Origin of the sequence: Micromonospora citrea (genome assembly GCF_900090315.1) — a bacterium.
Lineage (GTDB): Bacteria > Actinomycetota > Actinomycetes > Mycobacteriales > Micromonosporaceae > Micromonospora > Micromonospora citrea.
In genome coordinates this window covers 4,924,075-4,941,083 of record NZ_FMHZ01000002.1, presented here as the reverse complement: position 1 = coordinate 4,941,083, position 17,009 = coordinate 4,924,075, and the positions used below count along the sequence as shown (strand labels likewise).

The window sequence follows — 17,009 nt, the reverse complement described above, 5'->3', positions numbered from 1 at the left end:
CCGAAAGTCTACGGAGGGCTTCCCCGGACCCGACGTGCGCCACCTGCTGTTCGCGTACGGTGTCGGCTATGTCCGACGCACATCTCACCGAGCGGCCGGTCAACGACGGCGCCGAGCCGATCGACCTGACCGACGAGCCCATCCAGCTGAGCAACCGGGACCCGGAGAACGCCCCCGAGCGGCGGGCGGCACGGTCGCGGCGCCGGCGGATCGCCTGGGCCGCCGCGGCGCTGGTCGGGCTCGCGGGAGCCGCCACCATCGGCACGGCGGGATGGCGCGTGGCCCAGCAGAAGGACGCCGACCTGGCCACCCCGGATCGCGTGGCGGGCCTGGTACGGGACGACAGCGAACGGGCCCGCAGCACGTCGGACTACCTGCGCAGCGGCTTCGCCGCCGACATCGACCTGGACAGCAGCTTCGGCACGGTCTACCGGGACCCGGCCGACGACAAGCGCTCGGTGCTCGTCTTCGGCGGCACGACCCTGCTCTGGCAGCCGGAGCGGGACCTCGACAGCCTCTTCGGCCTGCTGACCGACGAGACCGGCAAGGTGACGGGCCTGCGGGACGTGCCGGCCGGGCGGCTGGGCGGCGTGATGAAGTGCGGCACCACCAGCGGCGACGGCGGCGACTTCGCCGTCTGCGGGTGGGCCGACCACGGCAGCGTCGTGATGGCCATGTTCCCCGGGCGCGCGATCGACGACGCCGGCAAGCTGTTCCGCTCGATGCGCGAGGCGATGCAGACCCGCGGGTGAGGGTGGGGGCGAGGGCGCGCCGGGCTCGATCTCACGAGGTGCGCCAGCGGTACGTGTCGCGTGCGGGTTGAGGCCCGCCGTGCCCGGCTCCGGGCGGTCAGGCCTGATCCCTGCACCGGGCACGGCGGGCGCCGTCCACTGACTTGCCGGCTCCGCCGGCCGCGCCGTTGGTCGTCTCCGGTGCGCCACTGGTGGGAGGGTTGAAGCCCAGGCTGCCGGCTTGTGGGGGCAGCCCTCGGCGCGACGCGAACGGAATGGACGCCAGAATGCGTTCAGGGCCACCCCACAAGGGGGTGGCCCTGAACGAAAGAATGTCCGGCGGTGTCCTACTCTCCCACACCCTCCCGAGTGCAGTACCATCGGCGCTGGAGGGCTTAGCTTCCGGGTTCGGAATGTAACCGGGCGTTTCCCCTCCGCCATGACCGCCGTAACTCTATGAACATGTCAAACACACGTGGAGTGTTCGCTCGTTCAGAGTTGCACAGTGGACGCGTAGCAGCTTAGTAATCAAGTCCTCGGCCTATTAGTACCGGTCAACTGAACCCGTTACCGGGCTTACATTTCCGGCCTATCAACCCAGTCGTCTAGCTGGGGGCCTTACCCATCCAAAGGATGGTGGGATACCTCATCTTGAAGCGAGCTTCCCGCTTAGATGCTTTCAGCGGTTATCCCTTCCGAACGTAGCTAACCAGCCGTGCCCCTGGCGGGACAACTGGCACACCAGAGGTTCGTCCGTCCCGGTCCTCTCGTACTAGGGACAGCCCTTCTCAAGTATCCTACGCGCACGGCGGATAGGGACCGAACTGTCTCACGACGTTCTAAACCCAGCTCGCGTACCGCTTTAATGGGCGAACAGCCCAACCCTTGGGACCTGCTACAGCCCCAGGATGCGACGAGCCGACATCGAGGTGCCAAACCATCCCGTCGATATGGACTCTTGGGGAAGATCAGCCTGTTATCCCCGGGGTACCTTTTATCCGTTGAGCGACACCGCTTCCACACGCAAGTGCCGGATCACTAGTCCCGACTTTCGTCCCTGCTCGACCTGTCAGTCTCACAGTCAAGCTCCCTTGTGTACTTGCACTCAACACCTGATTGCCAACCAGGCTGAGGGAACCTTTGGGCGCCTCCGTTACCCTTTAGGAGGCAACCGCCCCAGTTAAACTACCCACCAGACACTGTCCCTGAACCGGATAACGGTCCGAAGTTAGATACCCAAATCAACCAGAGTGGTATTTCAAGATTGCCTCCACCCATACTGGCGTATGGACTTCACCGGCTCCCACCTATCCTACACAAGCTAACTCAGATACCAATGTCAAGCTATAGTAAAGGTCCCGGGGTCTTTCCGTCCTGCCGCGCGTAACGAGCATCTTTACTCGTAATGCAATTTCGCCGGGCCTGTGGTTGAGACAGTGGGGAAGTCGTTACGCCATTCGTGCAGGTCGGAACTTACCCGACAAGGAATTTCGCTACCTTAGGATGGTTATAGTTACCACCGCCGTTTACTGGCGCTTAAGTTCTCCGCTTCGCCCCGAAGAGCTAACAGGTCCCCTTAACGTTCCAGCACCGGGCAGGCGTCAGTCCATATACATCGAATTACTTCTTCGCATGGACCTGTGTTTTTAGTAAACAGTCGCTTCCCCCTGCTCTCTGCGGCCATACAACGCTCCACCCGCGCGGGGCTTCACGTCTCCGGCCCCCCTTCTCCCTAAGTTACGGGGGCAATTTGCCGAGTTCCTTAACCACAGTTCGCCCGATCGCCTCGGTATTCTCTACCTGACCACCTGTGTCGGTTTGGGGTACGGGCCGCTCAGAACTCGCTAGAGGCTTTTCTCGGCAGCATAGGATCACTGACTTCACCTGAATCGGCTCGGCATCACGTCTCAGCCTACATGTGCTGCGGATTTGCCTACAGCACGGCCTACACGCTTACCCCGGCACAACCACCGGCCGGGCTCAGCTACCTTCCTGCGTCACCCCATCGCTTGACTACTACCCGCCAGGTTCCCACGCTCCCCAACCTCAACCCGAAGGCCTTGGCTGGTTTGGGTGGTTAGCACAACGAGGTTCATCAGGGACGCTCTTTCGCGGGTACGGGAATATCAACCCGTTGTCCATCGACTACGCCTCTCGGCCTCGCCTTAGGTCCCGACTCACCCAGGGCGGATTAGCCTGGCCCTGGAACCCTTGGTCATCCGGCGGAAGGGTTTCTCACCCTTCTTTCGCTACTCATGCCTGCATTCTCACTCGTGCCGCGTCCACAACTGGGTCACCCCGCTGCTTCACCCCCGGCACGACGCTCCCCTACCCATCCACACACCTGCACAACACATCAAGGCGTTGCGAAGTAAAAATGTGAATGCCACAGCTTCGGCGGTGTGCTTGAGCCCCGCTACATTGTCGGCGCGGAACCACTTGACCAGTGAGCTATTACGCACTCTTTAAAGGGTGGCTGCTTCTAAGCCAACCTCCTGGTTGTCTATGCGACCCCACATCCTTTTCCACTTAGCACACGCTTAGGGGCCTTAGCTGGTGATCTGGGCTGTTTCCCTCTCGACTACGAAGCTTATCCCCCGCAGTCTCACTGCCGCGCTCTCACTTACCGGCATTCGGAGTTTGGCTGATTTCGGTAAGCTTGTGGGCCCCCTAGACCATCCAGTGCTCTACCTCCGGCAAGAAACACGCGACGCTGCACCTAAATGCATTTCGGGGAGAACCAGCTATCACGGAGTTTGATTGGCCTTTCACCCCTAACCACAGGTCATCCCCCAACTTTTCAACGTTGGTGGGTTCGGCCCTCCACGCGGTCTTACCCGCGCTTCAGCCTGCCCATGGCTAGATCACTCCGCTTCGGGTCTAGGACACGCGACTGAATCGCCCTATTCAGACTCGCTTTCGCTACGGCTCCCCCACACGGGTTAACCTCGCCACATGCCACTAACTCGCAGGCTCATTCTTCAAAAGGCACGCCGTCACCCCGCAAGGCTCCGACGGATTGTAGGCGAACGGTTTCAGGTACTATTTCACTCCCCTCCCGGGGTACTTTTCACCATTCCCTCACGGTACTCGTCCGCTATCGGTCACCAGGAAGTATTTAGGCTTACCAGGTGGTCCTGGCAGATTCACGGCAGATTTCAGGGGTCCGCCGCTACTCGGGAACACCCACAGAAGGTCAGCAACTTTCACCTACCGGACTATCACCGCCTACGGTCAGCCATTCCAGACTGTTCGGCTAGCCACTGACTTTATAACTCCTCGAACAAGTGTCAGCTTGCTCAGCAGGGTCCCACAACCCCGACCACGCAACCCCTGACAGGTATCACACGCAGCCGGTTTAGCCTCAATCCGCTTTCGCTCGCCACTACTCACGGAATCACTAATTTGTTTTCTCTTCCTACGGGTACTGAGATGTTTCACTTCCCCGCGTTCCCCCCATACACCCTATGTGTTCAGGTGCAGGTGACATCACATGACTGATGCCGGGTTCCCCCATTCGGACACCCTGGGATCACAGCTCGGTTGACAGCTCCCCCAGGCCTATCGCGGCCTCCCACGTCCTTCATCGGCTCCTGGTGCCAAGGCATCCACCGTTCGCCCTTGACAACTTGACCACAAAGATGCTCGCGTCCACTGTGCAATTCTCAACAAACGACCAACCCACAACCCACAGCCCCACACCAGCACCACCACCGTGACCGGTATGCGAGACCAGGCCATGCCTGGCAGCCCGACAAGCACTCACGCTCGCCTACGGCTCCGAAAGAAACAACCACCGGTTGTTCTTTCAGGACCCAACAGGGTGCTATACACCAGCCACCAGCCGCACCACATCCATCGTTCCTGCACCCCCGAAAGGGCGTGTACTAGACATCCGTGACCGTTGCCGGCGCCTGACTGACCAGTGTCTCCGCCATCGAGCACCCCGACCCGACATTCGCAGGTCGCGGGCTCCTCACCGACTTTCGTCGGAAGGTGCTCCTTAGAAAGGAGGTGATCCAGCCGCACCTTCCGGTACGGCTACCTTGTTACGACTTCGTCCCAATCGCCAGCCCCACCTTCGACGGCTCCCTCCACAAGGGTTGGGCCACCGGCTTCGGGTGTTGCCGACTTTCGTGACGTGACGGGCGGTGTGTACAAGGCCCGGGAACGTATTCACCGCAGCGTTGCTGATCTGCGATTACTAGCGACTCCGACTTCACGGGGTCGAGTTGCAGACCCCGATCCGAACTGAGACCGGCTTTTTGGGATTCGCTCCACCTCACGGTATCGCAGCCCATTGTACCGGCCATTGTAGCATGCGTGAAGCCCTGGACATAAGGGGCATGATGACTTGACGTCATCCCCACCTTCCTCCGAGTTGACCCCGGCAGTCTTCGATGAGTCCCCGCCATAACGCGCTGGCAACATCGAACGAGGGTTGCGCTCGTTGCGGGACTTAACCCAACATCTCACGACACGAGCTGACGACAGCCATGCACCACCTGTGACCGCCCCCGAAGGACCTCACATCTCTGCGAGTTTTGCGGCCATGTCAAACCCAGGTAAGGTTCTTCGCGTTGCATCGAATTAATCCGCATGCTCCGCCGCTTGTGCGGGCCCCCGTCAATTCCTTTGAGTTTTAGCCTTGCGGCCGTACTCCCCAGGCGGGGCGCTTAATGCGTTAGCTGCGGCACAGGGAACCGGAGAGGCCCCCCACACCTAGCGCCCAACGTTTACAGCGTGGACTACCAGGGTATCTAATCCTGTTCGCTCCCCACGCTTTCGCTCCTCAGCGTCAGTATCGGCCCAGAGACCCGCCTTCGCCACCGGTGTTCCTCCTGATATCTGCGCATTTCACCGCTACACCAGGAATTCCAGTCTCCCCTACCGAACTCTAGCCTGCCCGTATCGACTGCAGGCCCGCAGTTGAGCTGCGGGTTTTCACAGTCGACGCGACAAGCCGCCTACGAGCTCTTTACGCCCAATAAATCCGGACAACGCTCGCGCCCTACGTCTTACCGCGGCTGCTGGCACGTAGTTGGCCGGCGCTTCTTCTGCAGGTACCGTCACTTACGCTTCGTCCCTGCTGAAAGAGGTTTACAACCCGAAGGCCGTCATCCCTCACGCGGCGTCGCTGCATCAGGCTTCCGCCCATTGTGCAATATTCCCCACTGCTGCCTCCCGTAGGAGTCTGGGCCGTGTCTCAGTCCCAGTGTGGCCGGTCGCCCTCTCAGGCCGGCTACCCGTCGTCGCCTTGGTAGGCCATCACCCCACCAACAAGCTGATAGGCCGCGAGCCCATCCCAGGCCGAAAAACTTTCCACCACCAACCATGCGATCGGAGGTCATATTCGGTATTAGCCCCGGTTTCCCGGGGTTATCCCAAAGCCTAGGGCAGGTTGCTCACGTGTTACTCACCCGTTCGCCGCTCGAGTACCCCGAAGGGCTTTTCCGCTCGACTTGCATGTGTTAAGCACGCCGCCAGCGTTCGTCCTGAGCCAGGATCAAACTCTCCAACAAAAACTTGTTGAAAAACTGTCCCGACAACAAAAGTGTTGCCAAAGGAATCCGAAACCAGCCAAACCAAAGCCTGACCAGTCCGGGGTATAAACAATTTGGCACTGGCTTATCAAGCACCCTGTTGAGTTCTCAAAGAACAACCACACACCAACCGAGCATCCCACATCGTGGGAAGTCGCTTGGGGCAACTTCTCTACCTTACTCGGCCCGCCTCGCGGCGTCAACCTCGCTCTGGAGGTCATCACCACTTGGCGTTCCGATCCACGATGACGCACGCCGTGTTACGGCGGTCGCTTCTGTCGTGGGAAGCCGCAGACCGGCCGATCGCCGCTGTGCGGCTCTCCGCCCGGCTCCTGCCGGCTTCAGCACTCTACCCGGTCAGTCTCGCGAGCGCAACTCCCTGTCGGGGTGTTCTCGCACCGCCCGGTCACCAGCCTCGCTCGGCGTTCCCGCCACGAGCCTGATGCCCGCTGTCAGCCGGTTTGCCCGGCCTTCCGCGTGCAGAGAGAAAGTTACGCGGACCGTCCCTGGAAGGCAAATCGAGGAGCGTCACTCGCGCGGCCGGGCGGCGGGCGCGGGGTGTACCGGGACGCGCGTCGGCGCCCGTCGGTCCCCGGCGTCGGGCGACTTCCGCCCGGCCGGCGTGGGCAGGCGGTGCCGTGTCCTTCGTGATGCGGCACGGGGTCCGGACGGGGCTTCGCCGTGCCAGAGTGTCTGGCATGGATGACCTCCCCCGCCCCCGGCCGGCGTTGCTCGCCGAGGACGCGCTGCTCGGGCTGCTGCTGCCGTTCTGGCATCTGGTCATCGGCGCATTCGTGCTCTTCGTCGTCGTGGTGTCGGTCGCTCGGCTGGCCCGGCGCGGGCGGTCCCGGATGACGACGGCCCTCCTGGTCACGGCCGCCGCGATCGTCGGCTTCGCCGTGGTGGGCGTGCTGCTGGAGGGGTGACGGGCTACAGGCGCCGGTTGGCCAGGCTCGGCAGCTCCGCCCGGATGGCGCGCAGGCGGTCGAGGTCGAGGTCGGCGACGGCGAGGCCCGGGCCGTCCGGCACCTGGGTGAGCACCGTGCCCCACGGGTCGATCACCATGCTGCGCCCGAAACAGGTCCGGCCGGGCTCGTGGTCGCCGGTCTGCCCCGCCGCGGCGACGAAGCACTGGTTCTCGATCGCCCTCGCGCGCAGCAGCACCTCCCAGTGGTCCCGCCCGGTATGCAGCATGAACGCCGCCGGCACCACCAGCAGCTGCGCGCCGCCGTCGGCGGCGAGCTGCCGGTACAGCTCGGGAAAGCGGAGGTCGTAGCAGATCGACAACCCGACGCGGAGCCCTTCGACGTCGACGACCACCGGCTGGTCGCCCGGAGCGACGGTCGCCGACTCGAGGTAGGAGACCCGGCCGGGGATCTCCACGTCGTACAGGTGGATCTTCCGATACGTGGCGGCGAGCGCCCCTGAGCGGTCGAAGACCAGGGTGGTGTTCCAGGTGCGGGCCGTATCCGGCCCGCGCTCGTGGACCGACCCGACGATCACCCACATGCCCAGCCGCCGCGCGACGCCGGCGAAGAACTGCCCCACCTCGCCGTCCACCGGCTCCGGCTCCGGCAGGCCGGCGGCGGGACCGAGATAGTCGACGTACTCCGGCAGGAGGGAGAGATCCGCGCCGGCTGCGGCCGCACGCTCCAGCAGGGCCTCCGCGGCGGCGAGGTTCGCCTTACGGTCGTCCCGGGCGTTCAGCTGGCAGACGGCGACGCGCATGAGATGAGCGTACGGCCGGAAGGGGCCCCGGCGACAGCGGCGGCGACCGGCGGGAGTCACCGGCCGGGCCGGAGCACGCCGACGGGCGGATACGCGACCGCGCCCGACCCGCGAGGGCCGGGCGCGGTGAAAGTGGATCAGGCCGACTTCTCCTCGCGGTCCCGCCGGGCGCGCCGGCCGGTGAACTCGCGCGGCACGATCGTCGGGTTGACGTTCTCCAGGACGACCTCGCGGGTGATCAGCACCCGGGCGGCGTCGGGGTTGCTCGGCACCTCGTACATCACGGAGAGCAGGACCTCCTCCATGATCGCGCGCAGGCCACGGGCACCGGTGCCCCGCAGCATCGCCTGGTCGGCGATCGCCTCCAGCGCCGGCGGCTCGAACTCCAGCTCGACGCCGTCGAGCTCGAAGAGGCGCTGGTACTGCCGGACGAGGGCGTTGCGCGGCTCGGTGAGGATGCGCACCAGGGCGGTGCGGTCGAGGCTGCGCACGTTGGTGATGACCGGGAGCCGGCCGATGAACTCGGGGATCAACCCGAACTTCAGCATGTCCTCCGGCATGACCTGGCTGAAGATGTCGTCGGTCGAACGCTCGCTGACCGACCGGAGCCGGGCGCCGAAGCCGGTGCCGCCGTGGCCGGTGCGGGCCTCGATGATCTGGTCGAGCCCCGCGAAGGCGCCACCGCAGATGAACAGCACGTTGGTGGTGTCGATCTGGATGAACTCCTGGTGCGGGTGCTTGCGCCCACCCTGCGGCGGCACGTTGGCCACCGTGCCTTCGAGCATCTTCAGCAGTGCCTGCTGGACGCCCTCGCCGGAGACGTCCCGGGTGATCGACGGGTTTTCCGACTTGCGGGCGATCTTGTCGACCTCGTCGATGTAGATGATGCCGGTCTCGGCGCGCTTGATGTCGTAGTCCGCCGCCTGGATCAGCTTGAGGAGGATGTTCTCCACGTCCTCGCCGACGTAGCCCGCCTCCGTCAGGGCGGTGGCGTCGGCGATGGCGAACGGCACGTTCAGCATCCGCGCCAGGGTCTGCGCCAGGTGGGTCTTGCCGCACCCCGTCGGACCCAGCAGCAGGATGTTGGACTTGGCCAGCTCGACGGCGTCACCGCCGGAGCCCGGAGCGCCGGCAGCCTCGGCCTGGATCCGCTTGTAGTGGTTGTAGACCGCGACGGCGAGCGCCTTCTTGGCCTGGTCCTGCCCGACGACGTAGTTGTCGAGGAACTGGCAGATCTCCATCGGCTTGGGAAGCTCTTCCCACTTCACCTCGCCGGACTCGGCCAGCTCCTCCTCGATGATCTCGTTGCAGAGATCGATGCACTCGTCGCAGATGTAGACCCCTGGGCCCGCGATGAGCTTCTTGACCTGCTTCTGCGACTTGCCGCAGAAGGAGCATTTCAGTAGGTCGCCGCCGTCACCGATCCGTGCCACCTACGTTCTCCCTGCACTCATCGGCCGGAGACCCGGCCCTGACCTGCGGACGGTACGCCGCCCGCCTCGTTCACCCCGCCGGAGGATCCGGCGCAGCGGTACAGACCCGACGTTACCCGCTGGCGGAGGTTTCTCCGACCCCCAAAACGGGTGTGTCAGACGGTCGGCCGGGAGCGTACTCCCGGCCGACCTCGACGCGTGGTGCTCAGCTGGCGGCGTTGGCCGCCAGCAGGCCCTTCTTCCGGCTGGTGAGGATGGTGTCCACCAGCCCGTACTCCCGAGACTCCTCGGCCGTCATGATCTTGTCACGGTCGATGTCCTTGCGGACCTTGTCGATCGGCTGGTTGCAGTGCCGGGAGAGCATCTCCTCCAGCTGGGTCCGCATCCGCAGGATCTCCCGGGCCTGGATCTCGATGTCCGAGCCCTGCCCGTAGCCGCCCTCGGTGGCCGGCTGGTGGATGATGATCCGCGAGTTCGGCAGCGCCATGCGCTTGCCCGGGGTGCCGGCGGCCAGCAGGACGGCCGCGGCGCTGGCCGCCTGGCCGAGGCAGACCGTCTGGATGTCCGGCCGGACGTACTGCATGGTGTCGTAGATCGCCGTCATGGCGGTGAACGAGCCACCCGGGGAGTTGATGTACATGATGATGTCACGGTCCGGGTCGGTGCCCTCGAGCGTCAGCAGCTGCGCCATCACGTCGTTGGCCGACGCGTCGTCGACCTGGACGCCGAGGAAGATGATCCGGTCCTCGAAGAGCTTGTTGTAGGGGTTGGATTCCTTGACCCCGTACGACGTGCGCTCGACGAACGACGGCAGGACGTAGCGGTTGTGCACGGCCGCGAACTGCGGCGGCAGGCTCAGGTCGGTCATCGTCAGCTCCTCAGCTCAGGGTCCCGGCGCCTTCCGGAACCTGCGTGGCTCCGGTGATCACCTTGTCGATGAAGCCGTAGTCCATGGCCTCCTGGGCGGTGAACCAGCGGTCGCGGTCGGAATCGGCCTCGATCTGCGCCTGGCTCTGCCCGGTGTGGAAGGCGACCCGCTCCTGGAACATCCGCTTGGTGTAGAGCATCTGCTCCGCCTGGATGGCGATGTCGGACGCCGTGCCGCCCATGCCGCCCGAGGGCTGGTGCATCATGATCCGCGCGTGCGGCAGGGCGTAGCGCTTGCCCTTGGTGCCGGCGCAGAGCAGCAGCTGGCCCATCGAGGCCGCCATGCCCATCGCCACGGTCGACACGTCGTTGTCGATGAACTGCATCGTGTCGTAGATCGCCATGCCGGAGTAGACCGAACCACCCGGCGAGTTGATCCACAGGTTGATGTCGCGGTCCGGGTCCTCCGCGGCGAGCAGCAGGAGCTGCGCGCAGATGCGGTTGGCGACCTGGTCGGTCACCTCGCTGCCCAGGAAGATGATGCGCTCCTTGAGCAACCGGTTGTAGACCGAGTCATCGAGGTTGCCAATGTTGTCGCCACCGCGGGCCTCGATCGCCCGGAGCGGCTTCGCTTGCATGTGCATGTCGGTCATGGCAGCCCTTCGCTCTCCGTACCGTCCTACCCGACACTAACCGCTCAGCCGGGCGGCAGAGTCCCGGTCCGGGCAGTGTTCGCTGACAGCGCAGCCCTGGAGACGTACCCGAAAAAGGGATCGGGCCGCCGTCCACCGCGAGCGGCGGACGGCGGCCTCACCCGACGATCAGTGCTCGTGGTCGTGCTCGGCCTCGCTCGCGGCGCGCAGCGCGTCGAGCGTCACCTCGTTGCCGGCCGAATCCTTGATCTTGATGCGCTCCATGACCGACGCCAGGGCCTTGCCGCGCCGGACGTCGCCGAAGACGGCACCAGCCGCGCCGGAGCGGACCAGCTGGTCGTAGTACTGCTGCGGAGCCATCCCGGCGCGCTGCGCCCGGTGCACGATCTCGTGGCCGAACTCGTCGTCGGTGACCTGGACGTCCTCGGCGTCGGCGAGGGTGTCCAGCAGCAGCTGGATCTTGACGCCCTCGGTCGCCGCCTCGGTCAGCTCGGCGTCGATCTGCTCCTCGGTCTTCTCCTCGGCCGCGAGGTATTCCTCCAGGGAGGCGCCGATGCGCTCGAGCTGGTCGACCATCGCCTGCTTGCGGCTGGCGACCTCCTCGCGGACGACGCCCTCCGGCGCCGGCACGTCGGCGGCCGCGACGAGCTGCTCCAGGGCCTTGTCGCGGGCGGCGTAGATCTGCTCGACCCGCTTACCCCGGGTGACCCGCTCGCGCAGGTCGTCGCGGAGCTCCCCGATGGTGTCGAACTCGCTCGCCATCTGGGCGAAGTCGTCGTCCAGCTCCGGCAGCTCCTTCTCCTTGACCGTGCGGACGGTCACCGCCACCTCGGCGTCCCGGCCGGCGAAGTCGCCGCCGACGAGCTGGGTGGTGAAGGTGGTGCTCTCGCCGGCGGCCAGGCCGACGACGGCCTCGTCCAGGCCCGGGAGGAGCTGCTTGCTGCCGACCTCGTGGGAGATGTTGCTCGCCGAGCCGCCCGGCACGTCCTCGCCGTCGACGGTCGCGTTCAGGTCGATCTGGACGTAGTCGCCCTCCTGGGCGGCCCGCTCGACGGTCTTCAGGGTGGCGAACCGCTCGCGCAGGCTCTTCACCTGCTCGTCGATCTCGCTGTCGTCGATCTGCAGCTCGTCGACGGTCACCTCGATGGTGGCCGGGTCCGGCAGGATGATCTCCGGACGGACGTCGACCTCGGCGGTGAAGTTGAGCGAGTCACCGTCGCTGAACTCGGTGATCTCGACCTCGGGCCGGCCGAGCGTCTTCAGGTCGTGCTCGCGGACCGCGGCGAGGATGTTCTGCGGGATGGCCTCCTGGACCGCCTCGTTGAGGACGGTGCCCCGGCCGACCCGCTGGTCGATCACGGCCGCCGGAACCTTGCCCTTGCGGAAGCCGGGAACCTGGACCTGCTGCCCGATCTCCCGGTACGCCTTCTTGAGGCTCGGCTCGAGCTCGACGAACGGCACCTCGATGGCGAGCCGCACGCGCGTCGGGCTCAGAGTCTCGACGGTGCTCTTCACAGGCGTACTCCTTGACGGATCTCGGTTTTGAGTCTGGGCGCAATTAGCCCATCGAGTGTAGGCGAGCCGGCCGGGCGCACCGGCAGCGGCCGGGGACCGCGCGGAGGGCGACCCCGGCGACCGGCCGCGGACGACAGTCGGGGTGGCGGGATTTGAACCCACGGCCCCTCGCTCCCAAAGCGAGTGCGCTACCAAGCTGCGCCACACCCCGTGGCGACGAGCAGTCTATGCCGTCGCGCCCCGCACGACGTGCCGGGGCGTCACCCAACGCGCCGAACGGGGACCAACCGGACACCCGCCGCGCCGTCCGGGGTGTCGCGGCTGGCAGCAACTTCGGGGAAGAGGTGGCCTCCGGGCGGCGGGTGGGAGCTTCTTCCCCGAAGTTGTGCGGATCTTGGCGTCGCCGCGCGGGGATACGGCTGAGCGTGCCGGGCGGGCATTGGGTACGCTGTCGGCGCGCCCCGCAGCGTCGGGGGCGCGACGCGGGCGTAGCTCAATGGCAGAGCTTCAGTCTTCCAAACTGACGGTGCGGGTTCGATTCCCGTCGCCCGCTCCACAGCTTCCGGCCCAGGTCAGCGGCGTTGTCGCCGAGCCTGGGCCGTTCTCGTTTCAGCTCTTTTTGATCTTGCGTGCCATTGGCGTGCCAATAGCGCCGGCCGTGCCATCCGAGACGGGTTCCCGTGCCGGCCGCTCGGTCTTCGTGCCTTTGGCCGCCTTGCGCGCCGCCGGCTTCCCCTTGGCCGCGTTCTGCTTGGCAGCCTTGCCCTTGGTCGCCTTGTCCTTCGTCTTGCTTGCCTTGGCCGGCGCCGCCGATCGCTTCGCCTGCTTGACGATTCGGCGGTCCATGGCGTCGGCGATCTCCCGATCCCGCTCGCTGTTGGCGTGCTGGTAGACCAGGGCCGCCCGCATGCTCGCGTGGCCCATCCGGTGCATCAGGTCCCGGGTGCTGGCCCCGGTCGCCGCCGCCAGGTTGTTGCCCGTGTGCCGCAGGTCGTGGAAATGGAAGCCCTCTGGCATACCAGCCGCCCGCAGCGCCGCCGCCCAGCCGACCGCCCGCCGGAAGTTGCCGGAACGCAGCACCGCACCCTTGTCGCCCGTGAAGACCAGCGCCTCCGACCCCTCCCCCACGTACTCCGTCAGGTGATCGGCCAGCGCGGTCCGGGCCGCCGCCGGCAGGGTCACCGTCCGGTTGCCCGCCTCCGACTTGGGCGGCCCGAACTCCATCCCGTTGCGCAGTGCAGCCAGCTTGCGCGGGACGCGAACCGTGCCGGCCGCGAGGTCGACATCCGAGCGCCGCAGCGCCGCCAGCTCGCCCCAACGGAGCCCGGAGAACGCGGCGACGATCACCAGCGCGGAGAACCGGGGTGGCATCCGCTCGGCGAGCGCGAGCACCTGGGCGACGGTCGCAACCGGGCGCTCAGGTGTGTGATAGCGGTCATAGCCCGGGATACGGCAGGGGTTCTGCCGGATGAGCTCGTCTTCCTTGACGGCGGTGTTGAGGATCGCTCGAAGGAGTGAGTACGCCTTGACGGCCTGCGGCTCGGTGGTGCCGCCGTCGAGCAGCGTGCGACGCCAGGTGCGGATGGTCTGCGGCTTGATCGCGCCCAGGGCGAGCGCGCCGAGGTGCGGGCGGATGTGCAGCCGGAACAGGTCTTCGTAGTTCTCCCGGCTACGCGGTTGGAGCTTCCGTTCGGCGATCCACTTCCGGCCGTACGCGTCGAGCTTGACCTCTCCCGCCTCCGGGGCCGTCCACTCCCCCTTGATGATCTCGGACTCCACCACGGTCAGCCACTTGGCCGCCTGGCGCTCGGTTTCGAAGGTGTGCGGCGCCTTCCGCTCCAACCCGTCCGGGCCGACGTACCGGGCCTGGTACCGCCCTGAGGGGAGGCGACGCACGTTGCCGAAACGCCGCCGGCCCTTGCTGGCCGCCATCAGGCCACCTCCCCCAGGTAGTCGCGCAGGTGCGCCCGAGTCATCGGTACGACCCGGTTGCTGTCGATGTAGGCGGCGACGGCCGACGCCTCGAAGCGCACCAGGCGGCCGACCTTGACGAAGGCGATCCGTCGTTCGGCGACCAGCCGGCGGACGAATCGCGGCGTTGCCTTCAGGCGAGCGGCGACCTCGTCAGCGGTCAACAGCTCGTCATCCATGCGGTTGCTCCTCCCAGCAGTTCAGGCCGCGAGCGCGGCGGGTTGTGCGGTTGCCGAAACGGCGGCGGCTGTTCGTAGCCGGGCGGTGTCGAGATCTGCACGCCACCGGATGCGAGCGGAGATCGATCGCAGGAGGCGGTGTTCCAGGGGTGGCACGTCGGGGTCTTCCGGGCGAGCGAGTTCGAACCGGTACCGCTTTGGCCCGTCTGCCTCGTCGGCCGCCTGGTCGTGCTCCTCGGTGTCGGCCATGCCGCCGGCGAGGATGGCGCGGACCCAGGACCGGTTGTCGGCGCGGTGGTCGGCGAGGGTCTTGCCGGACCACTGCCGCGAGACGAGGACGCGGCGGCCGGTGAAGCCGAGGGTGGAGCGTTGGTGGACCTTCCCGGTGCACCGTCCGGGGGTCAAGCCGGTGCACCGTCCGGGGTCAAGCCGGCCTTGACCCCGTCGGGCTGGACGCCGTAGAGCAGCCAGTTCGCGCACGTCGGCGAGCACGGCAGCACCGACAGTTCCGCGTGGAGTCGGTCGAAGTGCGCCTTCTGCGCGTCGGAGCGTGGCTTGGCTTGGTCGGTCAGGTCCTTGGTGACGTACTTGGTCACGTAGCGGATGGAGCGTTCCGCGTCCTTGGTTCCCTGCTCGATGCCCCGGGCGTCAATCCGCCCGAGGCGGGCGACGTAGGCGGGTCGGCTGTCGGGTTCTTCCAGGGCGTCGAGGGCTTCGCCCCAGGTGGGCAGCGGCTCGCGCGTCTTGGGGTCGACGTATGCCTGCTGGTCGACGTCCCAGACCGGCGGTTTGTCGACCGGGTAGGTCAGTTCGTCGAAGGGTGGCCACCACACCTGGTGGTAGGTGGCCGCGGCGATTTGCTTGAGCAGCCGTCGGGGCAGGGTGCCGCGGATGGCGAAGTGAGCGTGTGGGGCGAGTCGTCGTTGCAGCTCGACGGCACCGGCGTACTGGACGTTCCAGCCGGCGGCGCGGCGGACGTTCTGCCACCACCGGTCGAGGACCCGCGCGAAGTGGATCGCGTCCAGGGCGGCCCGCCGGTAGTCGTAGCTGGTCGGGTCGACGGGTGTGCCGAGCACGTCGTCATACGGGCCGTGGCGCTGGCCGCACTCGCACGGGGCGACGTAGGCGCCGCGCCGCAGGTGGGAGTGCACCGGCCCGTGCGAGCCGAGCGTCAGCGTGACGAGCATCGACGGCCGGTGCGTCTTGCCTGCCCTGCCTGAGTAGGCCCGTCCGACCGTGCGCGGGTCGACGGGCAGCCGGGGCAGGTCCGGCGAGTCCTGCCGCCGCCGGGTCGACCGCTTCCGCCGGGGCCGCTCGTCGCGCTCCTTCGGAGTGAGGTGGCCGCGCAGGCTGGTTTCGGCGAGCGCTTCATCAAGCTCGGCTATCGCGGCGTCGATCTCGGCCAGGTGCGCGGCCCGCTCGTCGGGGGTCATCGGCTGGTACTGCGCGGCTTCGCGCTCGAATTCCAGGTGTGCCCGGACCCGTACGAGGGCGAGGACGTCTTCACCCGGCTTGTCGGGTCGGACGGCGGGTTCGTCGGCGAGGTGCCAGCCCTCGCGGATCTGTTGGATGCGCAGCCGCCGACCCCGCTCCGCACAGGGCTTGCACTTTGCTGCCAGGGTCGCGCCGCAGGGCACCTCGACGACCTCGGTCAGGCCGGTGGCGGTATCGGTGCGGCGCAGGGCGAGAGGGCGGACGCAGACGCCGTTCTGTTCGGCGAGTTGCTTGAGCGCGTCCTTTGCCAGGGGCTTGCGCATCCGGTCCGCGCGCGATCCCGGTCGGGGCTGGTCGACGGGAGTCGTGGGGATGAGTTCGAGTTGGTTCACCGGTCACGCTCCCCGCCGAAGACGCTGCCGTTGCGGGGCGCGAACGCTGCCGCCGGTACGGGCACCAGTCCGGGCCGCCGTTCCACCGGCACGACGGAAACCGGGCGGAGAGCCGCCGGGCGAGGCTTCTCGTTGGTGGCTTCCACGGCGACGGTCGCCGCCTGGTCCTCGTTGACGAGGTCGGCGGACGGCCGTTCCTCAGTCGGGTCGTAGCCGGGCGGCATATCGCCCCAAGCGTTGGCGTCTGCCTGCTTGTCGACGGACGCCGCTGCCAGGGTGGTGGAGAAGATGAGCTTGGACAGGCCGAGGAACGCCAGCGCGGGCACGGCCGACAGCAGCCATCCGGACACGCCCGGCTTGGCAACGGCGAGCTGCGCGGACAGGGACAGTGCGACGGCGCAGACGAGCAGGAACATCGGGTAGCCGATCGGCCCGCGCGTGCGGCGGCGCCGCCGGATGGTAAGCAGCGCGGCCAAGGGGAGGAGTTCGGAGATGGCGGCGTTGGCCCACCCGAACCAGTCCCCGGTAGGCGTGGCGCAGACCGACCAGACGGGTACGGGACA

General features: G+C 66.5%; 9 protein-coding genes, 2 tRNA genes, 3 rRNA genes and 2 pseudogenes. 3 read left to right on the top strand and 13 right to left on the bottom strand.

The window, feature by feature from the left end:
- Nucleotides 1-68: 68 nt before the first annotated feature.
- Complete coding sequence (locus GA0070606_RS22685) at nt 69-752, top strand: hypothetical protein (RefSeq protein ID WP_091103954.1); 684 nt, start codon at nt 69-71, stop codon at nt 750-752.
- Between the two features lie 313 nt (nt 753-1,065).
- Here GA0070606_RS22685 and rrf read toward each other — a convergent pair.
- The 3 genes from rrf to GA0070606_RS22670 form a co-directional block, all read right to left on the bottom strand.
- Nucleotides 1,066-1,182 (bottom strand): 5S ribosomal RNA (rrf, locus tag GA0070606_RS22680).
- A gap of 73 nt (nt 1,183-1,255) precedes the next feature.
- A 23S ribosomal RNA gene (locus GA0070606_RS22675) occupies nt 1,256-4,366 on the bottom strand.
- Nucleotides 4,367-4,738: 372 nt separating this feature from the next.
- Nucleotides 4,739-6,253: ribosomal RNA gene (locus GA0070606_RS22670) — 16S ribosomal RNA — on the bottom strand.
- The 16S, 23S and 5S rRNA genes sit together here, the layout of an rRNA operon.
- Nucleotides 6,254-6,972: 719 nt before the next feature.
- Between GA0070606_RS22670 and GA0070606_RS22665 the strand changes: the two genes are divergently transcribed.
- The gene (locus GA0070606_RS22665; RefSeq protein WP_091103952.1) at nt 6,973-7,200 is read left to right on the top strand and encodes a hypothetical protein; all 228 of its coding nucleotides are present in this window, start codon (nt 6,973-6,975) and stop codon (nt 7,198-7,200) included.
- A 4-nt stretch (nt 7,201-7,204) separates the two neighbouring features.
- Here the strand turns inward: GA0070606_RS22665 and GA0070606_RS22660 are convergent, their stop codons facing one another.
- From GA0070606_RS22660 to GA0070606_RS22635, 6 genes are all read right to left on the bottom strand, one after another.
- Nucleotides 7,205-8,002, bottom strand: coding sequence for a carbon-nitrogen hydrolase family protein (locus tag GA0070606_RS22660; RefSeq protein WP_091103951.1), 798 nt, complete (start codon nt 8,000-8,002; stop codon nt 7,205-7,207).
- A gap of 137 nt (nt 8,003-8,139) precedes the next feature.
- Nucleotides 8,140-9,435, bottom strand: a complete 1,296-nt coding sequence (clpX, locus tag GA0070606_RS22655; RefSeq protein ID WP_091103948.1) for an ATP-dependent Clp protease ATP-binding subunit ClpX — start codon at nt 9,433-9,435, stop codon at nt 8,140-8,142.
- Between the two features lie 205 nt (nt 9,436-9,640).
- Nucleotides 9,641-10,303: an ATP-dependent Clp protease proteolytic subunit gene (locus tag GA0070606_RS22650; protein ID WP_091103946.1), complete on the bottom strand. Its 663-nt coding sequence runs from the start codon at nt 10,301-10,303 to the stop codon at nt 9,641-9,643.
- Between the two features lie 10 nt (nt 10,304-10,313).
- On the bottom strand, nt 10,314-10,955 hold the full coding sequence (locus GA0070606_RS22645) for an ATP-dependent Clp protease proteolytic subunit (protein ID WP_091103942.1): 642 nt from the start codon (nt 10,953-10,955) through the stop codon (nt 10,314-10,316).
- A 168-nt stretch (nt 10,956-11,123) separates the two neighbouring features.
- Entirely contained in the window at nt 11,124-12,470 is a 1,347-nt protein-coding gene (tig, locus tag GA0070606_RS22640) for a trigger factor (RefSeq protein WP_091103939.1), read from the bottom strand.
- A 137-nt stretch (nt 12,471-12,607) separates the two neighbouring features.
- A tRNA-Pro gene (locus GA0070606_RS22635) sits at nt 12,608-12,681 on the bottom strand.
- A gap of 271 nt (nt 12,682-12,952) precedes the next feature.
- On the opposite strand from GA0070606_RS22635, the gene GA0070606_RS22630 reads away from it, so the two are divergent.
- Nucleotides 12,953-13,026: transfer RNA gene (locus tag GA0070606_RS22630), tRNA-Gly, on the top strand.
- A 53-nt stretch (nt 13,027-13,079) separates the two neighbouring features.
- On the opposite strand, the gene GA0070606_RS22625 is transcribed toward GA0070606_RS22630, so the two are convergent.
- The 4 genes and pseudogenes from GA0070606_RS22625 to GA0070606_RS22610 all read right to left on the bottom strand — a co-directional run.
- Nucleotides 13,080-14,402 carry a tyrosine-type recombinase/integrase gene (locus tag GA0070606_RS22625; protein ID WP_091103936.1) on the bottom strand — a complete coding sequence of 441 codons (1,323 nt, stop codon included), beginning with the start codon at nt 14,400-14,402 and terminating at the stop codon, nt 13,080-13,082.
- Nucleotides 14,402-14,620, bottom strand: coding sequence for a helix-turn-helix domain-containing protein (locus GA0070606_RS22620; RefSeq protein WP_018825185.1), 219 nt, complete (start codon nt 14,618-14,620; stop codon nt 14,402-14,404). The genes GA0070606_RS22625 and GA0070606_RS22620 overlap by 1 nt, the downstream gene beginning before the upstream one ends.
- Nucleotides 14,621-14,641: 21 nt before the next feature.
- Nucleotides 14,642-16,377: pseudogene (locus GA0070606_RS22615) on the bottom strand (replication initiator).
- 65 nt (nt 16,378-16,442) lie between these two features.
- A pseudogene (locus tag GA0070606_RS22610) lies at nt 16,443-16,976 on the bottom strand (DUF2637 domain-containing protein); the annotation flags it as partial.
- Nucleotides 16,977-17,009 lie beyond the last annotated feature (33 nt).

Bases quoted from the DNA above. Each gene is read 5' to 3' on its own strand.
- GA0070606_RS22685 (WP_091103954.1), top strand. From the start codon at position 69: ATGTCCGACGCACATCTCACCGAGCGGCCGGTCAACGACGGCGCCGAG.
- GA0070606_RS22665 (WP_091103952.1), top strand. From the start codon at position 6,973: ATGGATGACCTCCCCCGCCCCCGGCCGGCGTTGCTCGCCGAGGACGCG.
- GA0070606_RS22660 (WP_091103951.1), bottom strand. From the start codon at position 8,002: ATGCGCGTCGCCGTCTGCCAGCTGAACGCCCGGGACGACCGTAAGGCG.
- GA0070606_RS22650 (WP_091103946.1), bottom strand. From the start codon at position 10,303: ATGACCGACCTGAGCCTGCCGCCGCAGTTCGCGGCCGTGCACAACCGC.
- GA0070606_RS22645 (WP_091103942.1), bottom strand. From the start codon at position 10,955: ATGACCGACATGCACATGCAAGCGAAGCCGCTCCGGGCGATCGAGGCC.
- GA0070606_RS22625 (WP_091103936.1), bottom strand. From the start codon at position 14,402: ATGGCGGCCAGCAAGGGCCGGCGGCGTTTCGGCAACGTGCGTCGCCTC.
- GA0070606_RS22620 (WP_018825185.1), bottom strand. From the start codon at position 14,620: ATGGATGACGAGCTGTTGACCGCTGACGAGGTCGCCGCTCGCCTGAAG.